Annotated in this window: 2 protein-coding genes and 1 pseudogene; all 3 read right to left on the reverse strand. The window is 64.1% G+C overall.

Annotated elements, in window-relative coordinates; translation table 11 throughout:
* Positions 1–2: 2 nt before the first annotated feature.
* Complete coding sequence (macA, locus tag ACLH0I_RS16860) at positions 3–1,154, reverse strand: macrolide transporter subunit MacA (RefSeq protein ID WP_411384835.1); 1,152 nt, start codon at positions 1,152–1,154, stop codon at positions 3–5.
* A 78-nt stretch (positions 1,155–1,232) separates the two neighbouring features.
* A complete protein-coding gene (locus ACLH0I_RS16865; RefSeq protein WP_411387521.1) occupies positions 1,233–15,833 on the reverse strand; it encodes an amino acid adenylation domain-containing protein in 14,601 nt (4,866 codons plus the stop codon).
* 3 nt (positions 15,834–15,836) lie between these two features.
* Positions 15,837–22,286 (reverse strand): annotated as a pseudogene (locus ACLH0I_RS16870) (amino acid adenylation domain-containing protein); the annotation flags it as partial.
* Positions 22,287–22,333: the final 47 nt, after the last annotated feature.

Genomic DNA, 22,333 nt, shown 5'->3' on the forward strand with positions numbered 1-22,333 from the left:
GGTCAGGCTCCCGCCACGGCCGGGATCGGCTCGCCGATGACGACCTTGTCACCCTCAGCCAGGCCATCCTTGATCTCGACCCTGACGTTGTTGTTGATGCCCATGTTCACATTACGCGGCTGGGCCTTGCCTTCGGCATCCAGCACACGGATCACGTAGCTGCCATCTTGGTTTTTCGCACCCAGGGCGGCGACGGGAACCGTCAACACGTCCTTGGCCTTGTCGAGGACGATACGGACCTGGGCCGTCATGGAAATGCGCAGGCGATGGTCAGGGTTAGGCACGTCGAAGAGGCTGTTGTAGAACACCGCGGTATTTTGCTTGGGCGTCCCGGCGTTCTGGGTTTCGAGGAAGTTCTGCGGCGCCGGTTCAGTGCCGCGCAGCTTGGCGTAATAACGCTTTTCCGATTCCCCCAGGATGGTGAAATACACTTCTTGGCCAGGCACGATGTGAATCACGTCGGCTTCCGACACCTGCGCCTTGACCGTCATGGTGTCGAGGTCGGCGAGCTTGAGCAGGACCGGCGCCAGTTGCTCGGCGATCACGGTCTGGCCTTCCTGCGTCACGACCCCGACCACGTAGCCATCGATCGGCGCAACGATATGGGTGTAGGCCAGGTTGACCCGCGCGGTTTCCACTTGGATGCGGGCGTCTTTTATCTGCGCATTGAGGGAGAGCAGGTTCGCCTCTTCCACCCTGTAGTTGGACTCGGCGGTCTCGTATTCCTGCTTGGAGATCGCGTCGTCCGGTTGCAGTTTCTTGTAGCGATCATAGGTGGCCTTGGCGTCCTTGAGTTGCGCCGCCGTGGCCTGCCGCTTGGCCACCAGGTTCTCCTCGTTGACCAGGGCCTGGCGCAATGAGTTCTGCGCCAGCATCGGGTCGATTTCCGCCAGCCATTGGCCCTTCTTGACCTTGTCGCCCAATTTGACCTTGAGCGATTTCAACTGGCCCGACACCTGGGCACCGACGTCGACCTGCTTGATGCCCTCGAGCGTGCCGGACGCTAATACCGCGTTTTCGATGTCCGTGCGTTCGACCATGGCGGTCAGGTACTCCGGCGGTTTGCCCGGCGATTGCGCGCTGTAGAAAATCAGACTGGCCACCACGACCAGGACGAGCACGATAGCGATTTTTCGAAACTTCGACTTTTCCATAAATAACCATGAGTGCGTTGATTTCAGGCCCGGCCAGCGTGGCGCCGGGTTCCATGGATGTGCGTCAAGGAAGAGCCGTCATACGTAATCACTGGCGGCCTCCTCGTCGAGCATGGGCAGGCCGTCTTGCCACCAGGCTGCCAGGTTGTGTACGTGGGGGGCCTTGAGGATCGTGAAGTGGTTGCCCGGACCGTACCAGATGCTGAGGTCAGGGATATGCTTGCGCCATCCTTCGATCATTTGCTCCTGTTCGCGTTTATTGCCGGCTGTGTCCAGGGTTGGATCATTGGCCAGCACCAACCGCACCGGCCCGGTGTAGCGGTGTTGCGGTTGATAGACCGTGCGCAGGGCCGTACCGAAGGCCCGCGCCGGACCGCGCATGGCATCCACCGCCGAGCGCTGCGGCAGCATGCCGGCCCGAACCATGCCGGCATGCAGCAAGCGCATCTGCGCGGTATCGTCCTGGGTGCCGAAGACCGTGGCATCGATGCCCAAGGACTTGCCGGACGCCAACTGCATCGCCTCGATCAGCCGATTCAGCACCCCCGTCGCGGTGTAGGGCTTGCCCACCACGCCGTTGCCGCCCGGCGACTCACTGTCGATCAGCGTCAACGAGGCCACCTTGCGACCCCGAGCATTCAGGCGGGCCGCCATCTCGAACACGATCCAACCACCGAAGGAATGGCCGAGCAGATGCACCGGCCCCTCCGGTTGTACCTTGTCGATTGCGTCGAGATATGCCTGGGCGGCGGTTTCCACGAGACTGAAAGGCTCGGTGCTGCCGTCCAGTCCACGGTGTTGCAACCCGTGGATAGGCCATTCCGGACCGAAGGCGTCGGTCAGCCCGATAAAACCGGTCACGCTGTCGCCAGCCCCCGGCACGCAGAAGATCGGCGCCCGGTCGGCACGTCCGCCCTGGATCGTCAGCAGTGGCTGGTAACGGTTCTTCGGCGCAGGCGTTGGTCGTGCCGCGACGGTGCCCAGTGCATCGCTGATGGCTTGGCCCAATGCCTTGACCTGTGGGGCCTGCATCATCGTCTGGTGGTTGCCCGGGACCTTGACGCAGTGCATTTGCGTCGTGGGCAGGACAGCGTCCCAACCCAGGTAGCCGGAATGCTCGGGTGCATCGTCCTTGCGTTCCTCGGCTATCAACAGGTGCACCGGTACGGAAATCGGATACACCCGGTAATGGGCCAGGGCATGACCGTGGGCGACCTCGCGATCCAGGTACTGCCAGAGCTGGGCCGCGTTGTAGCCGGCCAGCTCAGGGGGCAGCAGGCCTTCGTCACCACACAGTTGCACCAGGTCTTCCAATGCGAAATCGTTCAATCGGGTCTGCAGATGGGCCAGTTTTTCGAGCACCGACGCCAGGTCAGCCTCAGCCAATGTGCCGGCCTTCCAGAACACTTCGCAGCGATCCAGCAAATGCCGTGTGTGGGCTTCACCCGGTGACCAGCGTTCCCTGCCCTGGTCCACCAACCGTGGCAGGTAGCTGTCGATCAGGCCGACGAATTCGACCTCTTCGTCCAGGCCAATGAGCTGGATGGCAATCTCGTAGGCCAGCACGCCGCCGAACGACCAGCCGGCCAGGCGATAAGGGCCCTGGGGCTGGACCGAGCGGATGACGCCCACCAGCCGCGAGGCCAGGCACTCCATCGTCTGCAGCTGTGACTCGCCCCACGGGATGGCCGGCAGGCCATAGACTGGAATATCCGGATCGATGTGTTTGCCCAGCATCGGGAAGTACAGATCCAGGCCGCTGAACTCATGCACCAGGAACAGCGGATTCTGCTGGCCGGTGGCGCGCACCGGTACAAAAGCCTCCTGCACCTGAATGTCGGTGGTGCGGGTCTGCAGCAACAAGGCCATGGACGCGACGCTTTCGTGCTGGAACAGCTCGGCCAGCGACACCGTCAGGTTGGCTTGGGCCAGCAACCCCAGCAAACGGACCGCCAGCAACGAATGCCCGCCCAGTTCGAAGAAATTGTCGTGGCGGCCGACCTGTTGCAGGCCCAGCACGTCTTGCCAGATCTGCGTCAACAGGGTTTCGACTTCGCCTTGCGGGGCCTCGTAGCCACGGCTGACGACGGCCTCCTGGCCCGGTGCCGGCAGCGCCCTGCGGTCGAGTTTGCCGTTGGCGGTCAGCGGCAATGTGTCGAGCCGCACGTATGCCGCCGGCACCATGTAGTCAGGCAGTTGCGCGTGCAAATACCCGCGCAGGTCTTCGATTGGCAGCACCTCCTCCACCGCGTGCTGGGTGAAGTACGCCACCAGGCGTTTCTCACCCGGAACGTCTTCACGCACCAGCACCACGACGTCCTTGACGTCATCCTGCGCGGCCAACCGGGCTTCGATCTCGCCCAGTTCGATACGGAAACCGCGGATCTTCACCTGGTCGTCGTTACGTCCCAGGTAATCCACCGTGCCGTCCGCACGCCAGCGCGCTAGGTCGCCGGTGCGGTACAGCAACGCATCCGGATCGGCATTGAACGGGTCGGCGACGAACTTCTCGGCGGTCAGCCCAGGGCGATTCAAATACCCTTTCGCCACGCCGTCGCCACCGATGTACAACTCGCCCGCCACGCCGATGGGCACTGGCTGACGATTGACGTCCAGCACATAGACTCGGGTATTGCCAATCGGACGACCGATGGGAATACCGCCCTCGCCCACGATTTTGATCTCGTGGGTGGTGGTGAAGGTGGTGGCTTCGGTCGGGCCGTAGCCGTTGAGCAGATGAGCCGGCGCGCCTTCCTTCAGGACGCGGCCGATCACCGCCGGGTCGAGCACGTCGCCGCCGACAATCAGGTAGCGCAATTGGGCGAACACCCTCATCAGCCCGGCGGCGTATTGATGGAACAGGCCGGCGGTCATCCACAGCACGCTGACCGATTGTTCGAGCAACAGCGCGTGGAAATCCGCCTGGGACAGCAGCACGTCCTGGTCGACCACCACCACGCAACCGCCATTGAGCAACGGTGCCCAGACATCGAGGGTGCTGGCGTCGAACGCCGGGTTGGAGGCGAAGGCGACCCGGTCCTGGGCGTTGAAATCGGCGTAGCCGTTGTTGATCACCAACCGGTTGATCGCCCGATGGGGAACCAGCACACCTTTCGGGGTGCCGGTGGAACCGGAGGTGTACATGATGTAGGCCACTGATTCGGAGCTTTGCACCAGGCCAAGGTCATCGCAGACCTCATCCAGCACGAGCTGGTCCAGGTCCACGCGCAGCGTATTCCCGGGAACATCAGCCGTGCTCAGCGCCAGCAGAACCTGGGTGTCGCTGTCCTGCACCATGAACTGTTGCCGCTCCAGCGGCGCGCTGACATCCAGCGGTACGTAGGCGGCAGCACACTTGAGGATCGCCAGTTGGCTGACCAGCAGCTCGATGGAGCGCTCCAGTGCAATCGCCACCCGATCGCCCGGTTGCACACCAAGGCCGACCAGATGACGGGCCAGGCGATTGGCCCGGCGGTTCAATTCGGCATAGGTCAGGCGTTGCGCATTGTGTACGGCGGCAATGGCTTGCGGACGTTCCTGGGCCTGCGCCTCGAACAGGCCGTGGACGGTCCTGTCCTGGGGATAGCGCCGGGTGGTGGCATTGAAATCCACCAGCACGTGTCGACGCTCGGCCGACGGCAGGATCGACACGCTGTTCAACGGGGTTTGCGGCGCTTGCTCCAACGCCTCCACCAGATGTTCCAGGGCAATGTTCATGTAGACACACATCCGTTGCGCACCGATCTGCGGCACCGCCAGCGCCGACACGCTGAAACCTTCGCCCAGGTCATCCACCGACAAGGTCAATGGATAGTTGGTGCGCTCTTCGCTGCCCAGGGCCTCGATGCCCTCCCAGGCGGCGAACGCCTCGCTCGAAGCCGTGCCCATTGCGCTGTGCCGATAATTGAGCAAGGCACTGAACAACGGCAGCGGCGCGGCGACGCCGCTGCAACGCTGGGCCAGGGACAACGAGGCGTGCTCGTGCCCCAGCAGATCGGTCAAGCGAGCGTGGGTGGCTTTCACCCCATCACGCACGCCTTGGGTACCGATATCCACTCGCAACGGCAACGTATTGATGAACATGCCCAGGGCACGGTCGGCCCCCTCGCCGCCCTGCATCCGCCCCATCAGCACGGTGCCAAGGACCACGTCCGGCTTGCCGGACACGATACTCAGGACCTGCGCCCAGGCCAGGTGATGCAGGCTCGCGGCGCTCACGCCCAGCTGACGGGCCTGGGCTCGCAGACGGCGGCTCAGGTCGGCGGCGAGGTTGAGTCCGGCGGCTTCGATATCGCTACCGTCGCCGCGCACGTCCAGCAAGCCGAACGGCAAGGTGGGTTCCTCGATGTCACCGAGCATGTCGCGGAAGAACCCTTCATGTTCCTCACGGCTCACGCCCAAGCGGGCCTGGGCCACGTAGTTGCGGAACGGCACCGCTGCGCCCAATTGGTCTGCGTGGCCCAGCAGGTGCGCCTGCATCTCGTGTTGCACCACTTCCAGCGCCGTGTGGTCGAGGGCCATGTGATGGAACAGCAGCATGGCGATCCAGCGCTGGTTGGCGGCATCATGGGTGAATGCCAGGCGCATCAGCGGTGCCTGGCGGACATCGAGACGCGCGTGTTGCCGGTCGAAACGTTCGAGCAATTGCGCGGTGACGTCATGGCCCGGTTGGAAAACACACGCCTCCAGAATCAGTTGTGCCTGGCGAACGACCACTTGCACGGGCTCGCGCAGACCTTCCCAGAGCACGGCGGTGCGCAAGATGTCGTGGCGGTCGATGACGCCTTGCAACGCGTCGACAAAGGCATCCAGCCGGGCGCGGTCCTTGAACTTGAAGGTGGCCTGCTGCACATAGAGATCACCCTGCTGCGAAGCCAGGTGGTGATACAGGATGCCTTCTTGCAGCGGCGCCAGGGCATAGATGTCTTGAACGTTACTGACGCCGCCCGGCACCGCTGCGACAACCTGTTCGATCTCCTCTTGAGTCAGATCGGCCAGCGGCAGCATGTCCGGCGTAATGCGTGCGCAACCGTGGGTAATGCCGTTGACCGGCACCACAATCTCCGTGGTCCCCCCTACGGCCGCCGCCAATGCCGCCAACGTCGGCTGACCGAACAGCACGCGCACATCGGCGCTCAGGCCCACCTGACGCATGCGTTCGATCAGCGTGACCGCCAGCAACGAGTGGCCGCCCAGTTCGAAGAAGTGGTCGTGACGCCCCACCCGCTCGACCTGGAGCAACTCGGCCCACAGCTGCGCCAGCGTCGTTTCGACGCTGCCCTGCGGTGCCTCGTAGTCGCGGGTAATCACCGCGTCCAGGTCCGGTGCCGGCAGCGCCTTGCGGTCGAGTTTGCCATTGGGCGTCAGCGGCAGTGCATCGAGCCGCACGTAGGCGGTCGGCACCATGTACTCCGGCAGTTGCCCTAGCAGATGGGTACGCAGGGCCTCGATATCCGCCATGTCATCCACTGAGTGCGGGGTGAAATAAGCCACCAGGCGTTTCTCGCCCGGCGCATCTTCACGGGCCAGCACCACGGCTTCCTTCACCGCCTCGTGTTGCGCCAATTTGGCTTCGATCTCGCCCAATTCGATGCGGAAACCACGGATCTTCACCTGGTCATCGTTGCGCCCCAGGTACTCGATGTTGCCGTCCGGCAGGTAACGACCCAGGTCACCGGTGCGGTACATCCGGGCATTCACCAAGTCGCTGAACGGATCCCGCAGGAAACGCTCGACGGTCAATTCCGGACGGTTCAGGTAACCCCGCGCCACCTGCACCCCGCCGATGTAAATCTCACCGGCCACGCCCAGGGGCGCCGGTTGTTGATGGTCATCGAGCAGGTAGATCCGCGTGTTGGCAATCGGCTTGCCGATGGGCGTGCTGTCCGGGGTGTCTGCCCCCGTGCAATCCCATGCCGTCACGTCCACCGCCGCTTCGGTCGGGCCGTACAGGTTGTACAGGCCGGTGCGGGGCAGTTGCGCCTTGAAGCGCCGCACCAAGTGCCCCGGCAAGGCCTCGCCGCTGCACATCACCCGCACCAGCCCCGCGCAGGCGCTCGCCTCGCCATGGGCCAGGAACACATCGAGCATCGACGGCACGAAATGCAGCGTGGTGATGCCTTGGGCCTGGATCACTTCGCGCAGGTACGCCGGGTCGCGATGCCCACCCGGACGGGCCATCACCAACCGCGCGCCGCTGAACAGCGGCCAGAAGAATTCCCACACCGACACGTCGAAGCTGAACGGGGTCTTTTGCAGCACCGCGTCCGCGGCGCTCAAACCGTATTCGTCCTGCATCCACAGCAGCCGGTTGACCACCCCGCCGTGTTCGTTCATCACGCCCTTGGGCAGGCCGGTGGAACCCGAGGTGTAGATGACATAGGCCAGGTGATGGGCATGCAGGCCCTCGACCTGCGGATTGTCGGTGGGCTGCGTCGAGAAACCGTCCGCCTCATCCAGCAACAGGGTCCGCGCCTGGGTAGCCGGCAGGCTCGCCTGCAACGCGCGCTGGGTCAGCACCACCATGGGCGCGCTGTTTTCCAGCATGTAGGCCAGGCGCTCGCGGGGATAATCCGGGTCCAGCGGCACATACGCCGCGCCGGCCTTGAGAATGCCCAGCAGGCCCGCGACCATGTCCAGGCTGCGATCGGCACAGATCGCCACGCGGTCATCCGGGCGAATGCCCAGTTCCAGCAGGCGATGGGCAATCTGGTTGGCGCGCTCGTTGAGTTGCGCATAACTCAGTTGCGCCTCGCCGGAGACCACGGCGACCGCGTCCGGGCAGGCCGCGACCCGGGCCTCGAACAGGCCGTGCAAGGTCAGGCCCTGCGGATAATCGACCGCCGTGGCATTGAGCGTTTCCAGCAGTTGATGACGCTCGTTGTCAGCCAGCAACGGGATCTGAGCCACGAGGGTCTGTTCATCAGCCACCATGGCCCGCAATACGCACTCCAAGTAGCCGAGGTAACGTTCCATCGTGGCCGGGTCGAACAGCGCCGTGGCGTATTCCAACGCCCCGAACAGGCGACCATCGATCAGGGCCATGTCCAGCAACACGTCGAACTTCGCGGTGCGGCTGGTCACGCCCAGCCCTTGCAGCGACATGTCACCCAGTTCCAACCCCGTGGCTTCGCTGTTCTGCCAGGACAGCATGGCCTGGAACACCGGGCTATGGGACAGGCTGCGCAAGGGCCGGACCACTTCCACCACCTGCTCGAACGGCAGGTCCTGGTGCGCCTGGGCGTCCAGGGTCCGGGCCTTCACCTGTTGCAGCAAGGCTTGCACCGTCAGTCCGTCCGCCACATCGACGCGCAGCGCCAGCGTGTTGACGAACAGGCCGATCAAACCCTCGACTTCCGCGTGCATACGGTTAGCCACCGGCGTACCGATGACCACGTCGTGCTGGCCGGACAGGCGACTGAGCACCGTGGCCCAGGCGGCCATGACCGTCATGAACAAGGTGGCGCCATGGCGTTGGCTCAACGCCTTGAGGTCTTGGGTCAGGTTTTCGTCGAGGACGATCCCCACCGCGGCGCCGGCGTGATCTTGCTGCGCGGGCCGTGGCCGATCGGTGGGCAACGTCAACAAGGCCGGTGCGTCGGCCAGGGCCTGCTGCCAGTAGCGTTCCTGTTCGGCCAGGACCTCCCCGGTGAGCCAGCGCCGCTGCCAAAGGGCATAGTCCGCGTACTGAATCGGCAACACCGGCAATGGATCGTCCTGCCCCTGACGGAACGCTTCGTACAGCACGCCCAACTCATGGGTCAGCAGATCGGCGGACCAGCCATCGGAGACGATATGGTGCAGGGTCAGCAGCAGCGCGTGATCATCGTCCGCCATCCGCACCAGTCGGCCACGTACAAGTGGGCCGTGGGCCAGGTCGAAGGCCTGGCGAGCTTCTTCCTCGGCCAGGACCAGCAGTTCGGTTTCGGCGTCCGCGTGCCCTGCCAAGGCCTGCAACTGCAACGCAAAACCGACATCGGCCGGGGCGATGCGCTGCTCCACGTCCTGCCCCTGCGCCTGTACAAACGTGGTACGCAAGGCCTCGTGGCGGGCCACGATACGATCCAGTGCGCGGGTGAGCGCCGACGTATCCAGCGCGCCTCGCAAGCGCAGGCCAGTGGGGATGTGATACGCCGCACTGGTGCCATCCAGTTGCGCCAGGAACCAGAGGCGCTGCTGGGCGAACGACAACGACAATGCTTGTTCGCGGGACACCGGCACAATGCCGGGCCGGGTGCTGCGTGTCGCCTGGGAGAGCACCTGGGCCAGCGCGCTCAATTGGGGTTGGGCAAAGACATCGCTCAGGTTCAGCTCCACGCCCAATTGCTCGCGCACCTGGGCGATCAAGCGCATCACCAGCAAGGAATGCCCACCGAGTTCGAAGAAATGATCGTGACGGCCCACCGACTCGACCTTGAGCAGGGTTTGCCAGATCTGCGCCAGGACGACTTCAGTGTTGCCTTGAGGTGCTTCATGGGTGCGGCTGGCATACGCCTGGGCATCGGGCGCCGGCAGGGCCTGGCGGTCGAGCTTGCGGTTCGGCGTCAGCGGCAGCGCAGCCAGGCTGACGAACGCGCCGGGCAGCATGTATTCAGCCAATTGCGTCGACAACTGCGCGCGCAGGGTCGCCGCGCTCAGGCTCGTTCCGGACTGCGGCACCACGTAGGCCACCAGGCGTTTGTCGCCCGGGGTGTCTTCGCGCACGATCACCGCAGCTTCCTTGACCCCGGTACAGTCGCCCAGCCGGGCCTCGATCTCGCCCAGTTCGATACGGAAGCCGCGCACCTTGACCTGGAAGTCGTTACGGCCCAGGTATTCAAGGCGTCCGTCCGGACGATAACGGGCCAGGTCACCGGTCTTGTACATGCGCGCATCGGGCTGGTCGCTGAACGGGTCGGCCAGGAAGCGTTCGGCGCTGATGGCGTCCAGGTTCAGGTAACCGCGCGCCACACCGTCGCCTCCGATGAAGATCTCCCCCACCACCCCGAACGGCACCGGCTGGCGGTGCTCATCGAGCAGGTAGATGCGGGTATTGGCCATCGGCCTGCCGATGCTGGCATTGCCGAGGATGCCATCGACCGCATCATGTTCCATGTAGGCGGCCGTGCAGGACACGGTGGCCTCGGTCGGGCCATAGGTGTTGACCAATCGGGTATGGGCGGGACGAACCGCGTCCCACATCTGCAATTTCTGCGTCGACAAGGCGTCACCGGTGACATTGATCAGCCGCACGTCGCGCAAATGGTCCCGTGCCTGGGCCGGCGTGCTGTGCCACTCGGCGGCGAGGGTATGCCAATGGGCCGCCGTCAGGTGCAGGAAGGTCGGGCGAATATCGCCGTTTTGTTGCAACTCGGCGCTGCCGAACAGCTGCCGGGTGGGCGCCAGGGTGGCGCCGGCCAGCAACGCCGGGAAGATCTCTTCCACCGACAGATCGAAGTTCAGGGTGTTCTGCTGCAGTACCGTGTCTGCCGGCGTCAGGCCGAACAAACGGATCGCATCGAGGCAATAGTTGACCAAACCCCGGTGTTCGATCATCACCCCTTTGGGATGGCCAGTGGAGCCCGAGGTGTAGATGACGTAGGCCAGGTGGCGCGCGCCCAGGGAGGCAACGAGTGGATTGTCGTCACGACCGCCGGCAATCCCGCAACGCACGCGCTCGGCACGGTCGAGCAGCACCACCGGCACTGCCAATGCGGGCAGTCGACCTTGCAGTTCATGTTGGCTCAACAACGCCACCGGGGCACTGTCGGCGAGCATGTAGGCCAACCGTTCGGCCGGAAACGCCGGGTCGAGCGGCACGTAACCGGCACCGGCCTTGAGAATGGCCAACAGGCCGATGAGCATTTCGGCACCGCGTTCGACGCAGATCGCCACCCGGTCATCCGGGCGAATACCCAGGCCGATCAGGTGATGGGCCACCTGGTTGGCCTGGCGGTTCAGTTCGGCATAACTCAGGCGCTCATCACCGAACACGACGGCGATGGCGTCCGGTCGAGCCTCGACCTGGGCTTCGAACAACCGGTGGATCGTCTGTTCACGCGGGTACGCGACCTGGGTCGCGTTGAGACCTGCCAGCAAATGCTCAAGTTCGACGTTGTCCAGCAGCGCGATCCGCTCGACCTGGGTCTGGTCACTGGCGACCATGGCCCGCAACAGATGCTCGAAGTAGCCGATATAACGCTGTACCGTGGACGCGTCGAACAACGCCGTGGCGTATTCGAGGGCCCCAAACATCTGCCCTTGGATCTCGCCCAGCTCCAGGGACACGTCGAATTTGGCGACGTTGCTTGCCGCACCCAGACCTTCGAGTTTCAAATCCCCCAGCACCAGTTCAGTGTTGTCGTGGGTCTGCCACGACAGCATGGCCTGGAACAGCGGGCTATGGGCCAGGCTGCGTACCGGCTTGAGCACTTCCACCACTTGTTCGAATGGCAAGTCCTGATGCGCCTGGGCACCCAGGGCCTGGGTCTTGACCCGGGCCAGCAAGGTTTCCACGGTCGGCGCCCCCGAGACATCGACGCGCACGGCCAGGGTGTTGACGAAGAAACCGATCAGCCCTTCGACTTCCGACCGCGTGCGGTTGGCCACCGGCGAGCCGATCACCACTTCATCCTGGCCCGAAAGCCGGCTCAACAACGCGCCCCAGGCAGCCATCATTGTCATGTACAGCGTGACGCCATGGCGCTGGCTCAGGACCTTGAGGCTCGCGGTCAGATCAGCGTCGAAGACCACGGGCAATGTCGCCCCGGCATAGTCCTGCTGCGCAGGACGCGCGCGGTCGGTGGGCAAAATCAACAAGGCTGGCGCATCGGCCAGGGCTTGCCGCCAGTAATCGCTCTGGGTTTGCAGCACCTCGCCGCTCAACCAGCGACGCTGCCAGACAGCGTAGTCGCCGTACTGCACCGCCAGGGCCGGCAGTGGATCGTCCAGGTCATGACGAAACGCTTCATAAAGCGCCGTCAATTCCTTGATCAACACACCAATGGACCAGCCGTCCGAAACAATGTGGTGCATGGTCAGCAGCAACACATGGTCCTCGCTGCCGAGGCGGATCAGGCGGCCCCGGATCAACGGACCATGTTCCAGGCTAAAGGTGTCGGTGGCTTCCTGTGCCGCCAGCGCGTGCAGTTGGCCCTCGGCATCGGCCTGGCCGCTGAGGTCATGGTGCAGCAGCGCGAAGCCGACGTCGGCGGGCGCGATGCACTGCCGAGCCTCCTCGCCCCGCGCCTGCACGAAGGTGGTACGCAGGGCCTCGTGACGGGCGACAATACGATCCAGCGCCCGCTGCAAGGCGAGACGGTCCAGCACACCGCGCAAGCGCAGCCCGGCGGGGATATGGTAGGCCGCGCTGGCCCCTTCCATCTGTGCCAGGAACCACAGGCGCTGCTGGGCGAACGACAAGGGCAAGTCATCTGTTCGAGAAACCCGGACGATCTCCGGCAATGTGCTGCGCCCGGCCCGGGCCACTGCTTGTGCCAAGCCCATGAGCTGAGGCTGGGCGAACAGTTCGGTCAGGCCCAACTCCACACCCAGGCGCAGGCGCACCTGGGAAATCAATTGAATCGCCAGCAACGAGTGGCCTCCCAGTTCGAAGAACTGGTCATGACGACCGACCTGTTGCAGGCCCAGCAGGTCTTGCCAGATCTGCGCCAGGGTGGTTTCGACCGCGCCTTGCGGGGCCTCGTAGCCACGGGAGATGACGGCATCGAGGTCCGGTGCAGGCAGGGCCTTGCGGTCGAGCTTGCCGTTAGGGGTCAGTGGCAATGCATCCAGGCGCACGTAGGCAGCGGGCACCATATAGGCCGGCAACTGCGCTTGCAGGTGCGTGCGCAGCGCTTCGATGTCTACGGGCGAATGCAGGGTGAAATAGGCCACCAGGCGCTTGTCGCCTGGCACGTCTTCACGGGCCAGGACCACGGCTTCGTTCAAGGCCTCGTGTTGAGCGAGCTTGGCTTCGACCTCGCCCAACTCGATGCGGAAACCACGAATCTTCACCTGATCGTCGTTGCGGCCCAGGTATTCGATGTTGCCGTCCGGCAGGTAGCGACCCAAGTCGCCGGTTTTGTACATGCGGGCATTGGGAACCTTGCTGAATGGATCTTTCAGAAAGCGCTCAGCCGTCAGGTCATCACGATTGAGATAACCGCGAGCGACCCCGGCGCCACCGATATAGATTTCACCCGGCACGCCCAGCGGCACGGGTTGTTTGTGCTCATCAAGCAAATAGAACTGGGTATTCGCCACCGGTTTGCCGATATGTGCGGCAAACCCGTCTTCGCGGGCCATCGACACCCAGCTTGAATAGGTCGTGGTTTCCGAAGGGCCGTAGAGGTTGCACAGGCGCTTGACCTGGGTCTGTTCGAACAACGCTTCCACCAGGCTGCGCTTGAGCGCTTCCCCTGCGACGTTCACCGTATCGACACCCTCGCCCAACCCGCCGGACTCCAGCAAGGCCTTGAGCGCCGACGGCACGGTGTTGATCAAGGTGATGTCGTGCTCGCCCTGTTGCAGTTCCAGCACATTAGTGACCACGTCGATGCGGCCACCCGAGGTCAGCGGCGCGAAGCACTCGTAGACGGCTAGGTCGAAGTTCAGCGAGGTCGAGAACAGGGTTTTAGCCAAGGTTTGCGCATCGAACGAACGATGGGCCCAGGTCAGGAAGTTCACTGTGTTGCGGTGTTCGATCATCACGCCTTTAGGCAGACCGGTCGAACCGGAGGTGTAGATCACGTAGGCCAAGTGCGACGAGGTCAGCCCCGGTACCTGCGAATTGGGCGCTGCCTCGTCCTGCCAGACACCCTTGTCGAGGTCGATCATCGGCACCGCCGTCTCGCCCAGCAAGCGGCGCGTGGTGCCTTGCACCAGGATCGCCGCCGGGGCGCTGTCCTCCAGCATGTAGGCAATACGGTCCAGCGGGTACGCCGGATCCAGTGGCACATAACCGCCGCCGGCCTTGAGAATCGCCAGCAGCCCCACGACCATGTCGATGCCGCGCTCGACACAGATCGCCACCCGCGAATCCGGCTCCACGCCTTGCTTGCGCAGGTAATGGGCCAAGCGGTTAGCGAGGCCATTGAGCTCGCGATAATTGAGCTGTTGTCGTCCATGACGCACCGCCACGGCATCCGGCGTGCGCAGTACCTGGGCTTCGAACAGGCCATGGATCGTCTGCTCTCGCGGATAGTCGGCATGGGTGGCGTTGAAGTCCACCAGCAACTGTTCGCGCTCTGCTGCCGGCACAATCGGCAATTCACGCAACGCCCGTTCAGGCGTCTGCTCCAATGCCGCCACCAGGCTTTCCAGCGCCGTGTGCATGTAACCGCAGACACGCCGGGCACCCACTTCGACCACTGCCTGAGCGGTGAACCGGAAGCCTTCGCCCAGGTCGTCCACATTCAGGCACAACGGATAGTTGGTGCGTTCTTCCATGTGCAGGGTTTGCATCCCCTGCCAGGCCGAGATGGCCTGGTCCGACGCGGTTTCAGCCGAACTGTGTCGATAATTCAGCAAGGTGCTGAACAACGGCAGCGAGGTCGGTACGCCGCTGCAACGCTGAGCCAGGGACAACGAGGCGTGCTCGTGTCCCAGCAAGGCCGACAATCGGCCATGGGTCGCCCTGACACCGGCGCGGGCGCCTTGAGCGCCGACACTGACGCGCAATGGCAGCGTATTGATAAACATCCCCAGGGCCCGATCGGCCCCGTCGCCGCCCTGCATCCGTCCCATCAGTACGGTACCGAACACCACCTCTTCACGGCCCGAAACCCGCCCGACCACGTGCCCCCAGGCCAAGTGAACCAGGCTTGCCGCGCTCACACCGAGTTGACGGGCCTGGGCCCGCAGGCGCTGCGCCAGCGCGGCGTCCACGTCCTGATGCGCTTCTTCGATACCGCTGCCATCCCCCTGCACATCCTGCAAGCCGAACGGCAACGTGGGTTCATCGATATCGCCGAGCATCTCGCGGAAAAATCCTTCGTGCTGCTCACGACTGACCCCCAGTCGCGCCTGCGCCACATGGTTGCGATACGGCACGGCAGGCGAAAGCAAGTGCGCCTGGCCCAGGAGACTGGCCTGCATCTCGTGCACCACGACTTCCAGCGCGGTGTGGTCCAACGCCATGTGATGGAACAACAGCATGCCGACCCAGCGCTGATTCGCCACATCCTGGGCAAAGGCAAAGCGCATCAGCGGTGCCTGGGCGATGTCGAGACGGTAGTGACGTGGATCGAAACGCCCGTGCAGTTGCTGCACCACCTCGCCCCCCGCCGGGTCTACCTCGATCTCTTCGAGGCCCAGGGTCGCATGGCGCCATACCACCTGCACCGGTGCTTCCAGGCCTTGCCAGACCATGCTGGTGCGCAAGATGTCATTACGCGACACCACGCTCTGCAAGGCCTGGGCGAAGGCTTGCAGCCGTTCGCGGTTGTCAAAGCCGAACAGCACCTGCAACACGTAGGGATCGCCCTGCTCCGCGGCAAGGTGGTGATAGAGAATCCCCTCCTGCAACGGCGCCAGGGCGTAGATATCCTGCACATTCGTCACGCCGCCCGGCACCGTGGCCACGACCCGGTCGATGGCGTCCTGGTCCAGGTCGGCCAGGGGCAACATGTCCGGGGTGATCCGCGTACAGCCGTCCGGGATCGCATTGCCCGGCACCACGATTTCCCTGACGCTGCCCACCGCGGCGGCCAATGCGGCCAGCGTCGGCTGGCCGAACAGCACCCGCACATCGGCGGCCAGGTCGACCTGGCGCATCCGTTCGATCAGTTTCACGGCCAACAGCGAATGGCCGCCCAACTCGAAGAAATTGTCGTGACGACCGACCTGCTCGAGCTTGAGCAAATCCTGCCAGATCCGGGCGATGGTCATTTCGACCTCGCCTTGCGGGGCTTCGTATTCACGGCTGATCACTGCCGACTGATCCGGCGCCGGCAAGGCCTTGCGGTCGAGCTTGCCGTTAGTGGTCAGCGGGAACGCCTCAAGGACCACGAAGGCGCTGGGCACCATGTACTCCGCCAGCGATCCCAGCAACTGCGTACGCAGGTCGACAGCCGAGAGCGATGCACTTTGCGCGGCAATGACATAAGCCACCAGGCGCTTGTCGCCCGGCTCGTCTTCACGGGCGATGACCACCGCCTCGCTGACACCCTCGCAGGCCGCCAACGTCGCTTCGATCTCGCCCAGCTCGATACGGAAACCACGGATCTTCACTTGGTCGTCATTGCGACCCAGGTACTCGATGCTGCCGTCCGCCAGCCAGCGACCCAGGTCACCGGTCCGGTACATCCGGGCGTTCGGTTCAGGGCTGAACGGGTTGTCGAGGAAACGCTCGGCGGTCAGTTCGTCGCGGTTCAAATAACCACGACTGATACCCGCGCCACCCACGTACATCTCACCCACCACGCCCACCGGCGCCGGCTCACGCTGGGCGTCGAGCACGTACAGTTGCAGGTCGGGAATGCGCTTGCCGATGGGGCTGACGCCGGTCGACTGTGCGTCGGCGGCTTCAAGCGGACGATACGTCACGTGCACCGTCGTTTCGGTGATGCCGTACATGTTCACCAACTGTGTCCCGGCATTGGTCGCACGGGCATACCACGGCTTGAGCATCCCGGTTTCCAGCGCTTCGCCGCCAAAGATCACCTGGCGCAGGCTGTGGCGCAGATCGCTGTCACCCTGGGCCGCGATCAGTTGCCGGAAAGCGCTTGGCGTCTGGTTCAGCACGGTCACACCGGTCTCGCACAGCAGCGCATAGCAGTCTTGCGGAGAACGACTGACCAGTTGCGGCACCACCAGCAAGCGGCCACCGTGGGTCAACGCGCCCCAGATTTCCCAGACCGAGAAATCGAAGGCGAAGGAATGGAACAGCGCCCACACGTCCTGCGGACCAAAATCGAACCAGGGTTGGGTCGCCGAAAACAGCCGTGCGACGTTGCGGTGTTCGACCATCACGCCCTTGGGCAGACCGGTGGAACCCGAGGTGTAGATCACATAGGCCAGGTGGCTGGAGTCCAGGCCCGGCACTTGCGGGTTGGCGACGGATTCGTCCTGCCAGCTGCCGTCATCGAGTTGCAGCACCGGTATCGAGACGCCGGCCAACAGACGCTGGGTGGCGGCTTGGGCCAACAGCGCAACCGGCAGGCTGTCACGCAGCATGTAGGCAATGCGTTCCGTCGGGTAGGCCGGGTCCACCGGCACATAACCGGCGCCGGCTTTCAGGATCCCCAACAAACCGACGATCATGTCCAGGCCACGCTCGACACAGATCGCGACCCGGTCATCCGGGCGAATACCCAGCGCCAGCAGGCGATGAGCGACCTGGTTGGCCCGGGCGTTGAGCTCGCCGTAGGTCAGCGACCGATCTTCGAACAGTACCGCCATGGCCTCGGGCTGTGCTGCGGCCCGGACTTCAAACCGAGCATGAATGAGCGCGTCCTGGGCAAATGCGACGCCCGTGCCATTCCAGCTCTCGAGCAACTGCCGGCGCTCGGCCGGCGGCAGGATCTTCAACCCGCTCAAGGGCGCCAGCGGCGATTGCTCCAGCGCCTGCACCAGGTTTTCCACAACGCATTGCACATAATTGCAAACACGCTCGGCGCCAATGGGTGCCTGAGCCATGACGGTCAGGTTGAAGCCTTCGCCCAAGTCATCCACCGACAACGACAATGGATAGTTGGTGCGTTCTTCACCTTCCAGCGTCTGGATACCTTCCCAGGCCGCAATGACTTCGTTGGAGGGCGCCTGCGCACCAATATGGCGATAGTTGAGCAGCGCGCTGAACAACGGCGCCGGCGCGGCCACGCCACTGCAGCGTTGCGCCAGGACCAACGAGGCATGCTCGTGCCCCAGCAACGCCGTCAAGCGTGCGTGGGTCGCCTTGACGGCGGCACGCACACCTTGCGCGCCCAGGCTCACCCGCAACGGCAAGGTGTTGATGAACATGCCCAACGCACGATCGGCGCCTTCACCGCCCTGCATGCGCCCCAGCAGCACGGTGCCAAAGACCACATCGTCCTTGCTCGACAGTTTGCCCAGCACCTGCGCCCAGGCCAGGTGATACAAACTTGCCGCGCTCACGCCAAGCTGACGCGCCTGCACGCGCAGGCGCTTGCCAAGCTGGGCATCGACCCTCTGGCGGACCTCTTCGATATCGTGCCCGTCACCCTGCACATCCTGTAAACCGAAGGGCAGTGTCGGTTCGGTCACATCACCCAGCATCTGCTGGAAGAATGCTTCATGTTCCTCGCGGCTGACGCCGAGCCGCGCCTGTGCCACGAAGTTGCGATACGGCACCGAGGCCGGCAGTTCCTGTCCGCCGCCGGACATGTGCACGCCAACTTCCGTAGCGAGCATGGCCAGCGAGGTCGCATCATCGACCATGTGGTGGAACAGCAGCATGCCCACCCAGCGATTGTTCGCCACGTCTTGCGCGTAACCGATGCGCATCATCGGCGCCTGACGAATGTCCAGGCGATAGTGGCGCGGGTCCAGGCGTTCGCGCAGTTGCTGGGCGATATCCCCCGCCGCAGCGTCCAATGCGATCTCATCGAACCCCAGCCGCGCCTCGCGCCAGACCACTTGGACCGGTTCGTCAATGCCTTCCCAGACCACACCCGTGCGCAGGATGTCATGCCTGGACACCACGCTTTGCAGGGCCTTGGCGAAAAGATCCAAGTGGGCACGGCTGTCAAAAGCGAACAGCATGTATTGCAGATATGGATCACCTTTGGCCGCCGCGACGTGGTGATACAAAATGCCCTCCTGCAGCGGCGTCAAGGCGTAGATGTCCTGCACATTGTCCACGCCACCGGGCACCGTCGCCACGACGCGGTCGATTTCAGCCTGGCTCAACGTGGCCAGCGGCAACAGGTCTGGCGTGATCCGCGAGCAGTCGTGCGGGATGAGGTTGGCCGGCACCTGGACTTCCTGGCAGCCGCCCACCGCCGCCGCCAGCGCCGCCAGCGTCGGCTGGCCGAACAGCACGCGTACGTCGGCCGCCAGGTCGATCTGGCGCATGCGCTCGATCAACTTCACCGCCAGCAACGAGTGGCCACCCATTTCAAAGAAGTGATCGTGGCGGCCGACCCGCTCAACATGCAGCAGGTCCTGCCAGATCCTGGCAATGGCGCTCTCGACCTCGCCTTGAGGGGCCTCGTATTCTCGGGTCACCACCGACGACTGGTCCGGCACCGGCAAGGCCTTGCGGTCCAACTTGCCGTTGGTGGTCAACGGGAACACCGTCAACATCACGAATGCGCTGGGCACCATGTATTCGGCCAGCGAGCCGAGCAGTTCATCGCGCAGTTCGGCGGCCGACGGCGGCTCGCCTTCTTCGGCGATCACATAGGCCACCAGGCGCTGATCGCCCGGCGTATCCTGGCGCGCCACCACCACGGCCTCCCGGACACCGTTGCACGCGGCCAGCTTGGCTTCGATCTCGCCCAATTCGATCCGGAAACCGCGGATTTTCACTTGGTCGTCATTGCGGCCCAGGTACTCGATGCTGCCGTCCGCCAACCAGCGACCCAGGTCGCCGGTCTTGTACATCCGCGCATTCGGCTCGACGCTGAACGGGTTGGCGAGGAAACGCTCGGCGGTCAGTTCGTCACGGTTCAAGTAGCCGCGACTGACACCCCCGCCGCCCACGTACATCTCACCCACCACCCCCACCGGCACCGGCTCGCGCTGGGCGTCGAGGACGTACAGTTGCAGGTCGGGAATGCGCTTGCCAATCGGGCTGACGCCGGCCAACTGCGCGTCGGCCGCTTCAAGCGGACGATACGTCACGTGAACCGTCGTTTCGGTGATGCCGTACATGTTGACCAGTTGCGTCCGGGCATTGGCCTGGCGGGCATACCATGGTTTGAGGATGCCGGTTTCCAGGGCCTCGCCACCGAAGATCACCTGCCGCAGGTGGTGGCCCAGGTCGCTTTCGCCTTGAGCGGCTATCAACTGGCGGAAGGCACTCGGCGTCTGGTTGAGAATGGTCACGCCCGCTTCGCACAGCAAGGCATAGCAGTATTGCGGTGAACGGCTGACCAACTGGGGCACCACCAACAGGCGACCGCCATGGGTCAATGCGCCCCAGATCTCCCAGACCGAGAAATCGAAGGCAAAGGAATGGAACAACGCCCACACGTCTTGCGGGCCGAACTCGAACCAGGGCTGGGTCGCCGAAAACAGCCGGGCGACGTTGCGGTGCTCGACCATCACGCCCTTGGGCAGACCGGTGGAACCGGAGGTATAGATCACATAGGCCAGGTGGCTGGCGTCCAGGCCCGCCACATCGGGATTGTGCCGCGGCAGCTGGCTCATTTCGCCGGCGTCGACCGGGTCGAGCACCAGGGTAGGCACCGGCAATACCGGCAGGCTGTCGCGCCATTGCGACTGGGTCACCACCGCCACGGGGCTGCTGTCATGCAGCATGTAGGCGATGCGCTCGGGTGGATAAGCCGGATCCAGCGGTACATACCCCGCGCCGGCCTTCAGGATGCCCAGCAGGCCAATGATCATGTCCAGGCCACGCTCGACACAGATGGCGACCCGATCATCCGGACGAACGCCCAGGGCCACGAGGTTGTGGGCCAGTTGGTTGGCGCGGGCATTGAGCTCGCCGTAGGTCAGTGCCTGGTCTTCATGCACGACGGCCACGGCGTCGGGTTGAACCGCAGCCCAGCCCTCGAATCGCTGATGGATCAGGGCCTCGTCGGCATACGCGACGTCGGTCGTGTTCCAGGTTTCGAGCAATTGCCGGCGCTCGGCCGGTGGCAGGATCGCCAAGGCGTGCAGCGGGGTTTGCGGTGCCTGCTCCAGGGCCACGACCAGGTTTTCCAGGGCCACCTGCATGTAACCGCAAATACGCCGCGCACCGATGGCCGTATCGACCATCGCCGTAAGGAGGAAGCCGTCACCCAGGTCATCGACATTGAGGGTCAACGGGTAATTGGTGCGCTCATCGCCGCCCAGTGCGTTGATCCCACTCCACGCCGAAAGGGCGTCCTGGGTCACCTGGACCGCGCTGTGGCGGTAGTTGAGCAAGGCGCTGAACAGCGGCGTTGGCGCGACCACGCCACTGCAACGTTGCGCCAGTGCCAACGAGGCATGTTCGTGGCCCAGCAAGGCCGTCAAGCGCCCGTGAGTGGCCTTGACGCCGCTGCGCACATCCTGGGTGCCCACATCCACCCGCAACGGCAAGGTGTTGATGAACATCCCCAGGGCACGGTCGGCCCCGTCGCCGCCCTGCATCCGGCCCAACAGGACCGTACCGAACACCACCTCCTGCTTGCCGGACACCTTGCCCAGCACCTGCGCCCAGGCCAGGTGCACCAGGCTGGCGGCACTCACCCCCAGGTGGCGCGCCTGCACCCGCAGGCGCCTGGACAAGGCAAGATCGACAGGCTGGCGGTCTTCATCGATGCCATGCCCCTCACCCTGCACGTCCTGCAAGCCGAAAGGCAGCGTCGGCTCGTCGATATCGCCGAGCATTTCGCGGAAAAATGCTTCGTGCTCCTGCTCGCTCGTGCCCAGACGGGCCTGGGCCACATAGTTGCGATAAGGCATCGCTTCGCCCAACTGCTCGGCCTGTCCCAGCAGGTGCATCTGCATCTCATGCTGCATCACATCCAGGGCGGTGTGGTCCAGCGCCATGTGATGGAACAGCAGGATCGCTACCCAGCGATCCTGGGCCTCGTCCCGCGCGTAAGCCAGGTGCAACAAGGGCGCCTGGCCCAGGTCCAGGCGATAGTGGCGCGCATCGAAGCGGTTGGCCAGTTGCGTGGCAATGTCCCCGGCCGTGGCATCGGGAACGATGCATTGCGGTTCCAGCACCACCTGGCGCCAGACCACTTGCACCGGCTCATCCAACCCTTCCCAGACCACACTGGTGCGCAGGATGTCGTGGCGATCGATCACCACTTGCAGTGCACCGATGAACGCGTCGAGGCGTTCCCGGTTGTCGAAGGCAAACTGTGACTGCAACACGTAGGGATCGCCTTGTTCGGCGGCCAAGTGGTGATAAAGGATGCCTTCCTGCAACGGCGCCAGCGGGTAGATGTCCTGCACGTTGCGCACGCCACCCGGCACGCTGGCGACGAGTTGGTCGATGGCGTCCTGGGACAGGTTGACCAGTGGCAAGAGCTCGGGGGTGATGCGTTCGCAATCCAGGGGAATCAGGTTCGCCG

Origin of the sequence: Pseudomonas sp. MPB03 (assembly GCF_046605385.1) — a bacterium.
Taxonomy (GTDB): Bacteria; Pseudomonadota; Gammaproteobacteria; order Pseudomonadales; family Pseudomonadaceae; genus Aquipseudomonas; species Aquipseudomonas zanjanensis.

What these genes read in the sequence shown, in the direction of transcription:
- macA (WP_411384835.1), bottom strand. Translation starts at nt 1,154, where the DNA reads ATGGAAAAGTCGAAGTTTCGAAAAATCGCTATCGTGCTCGTCCTGGTC.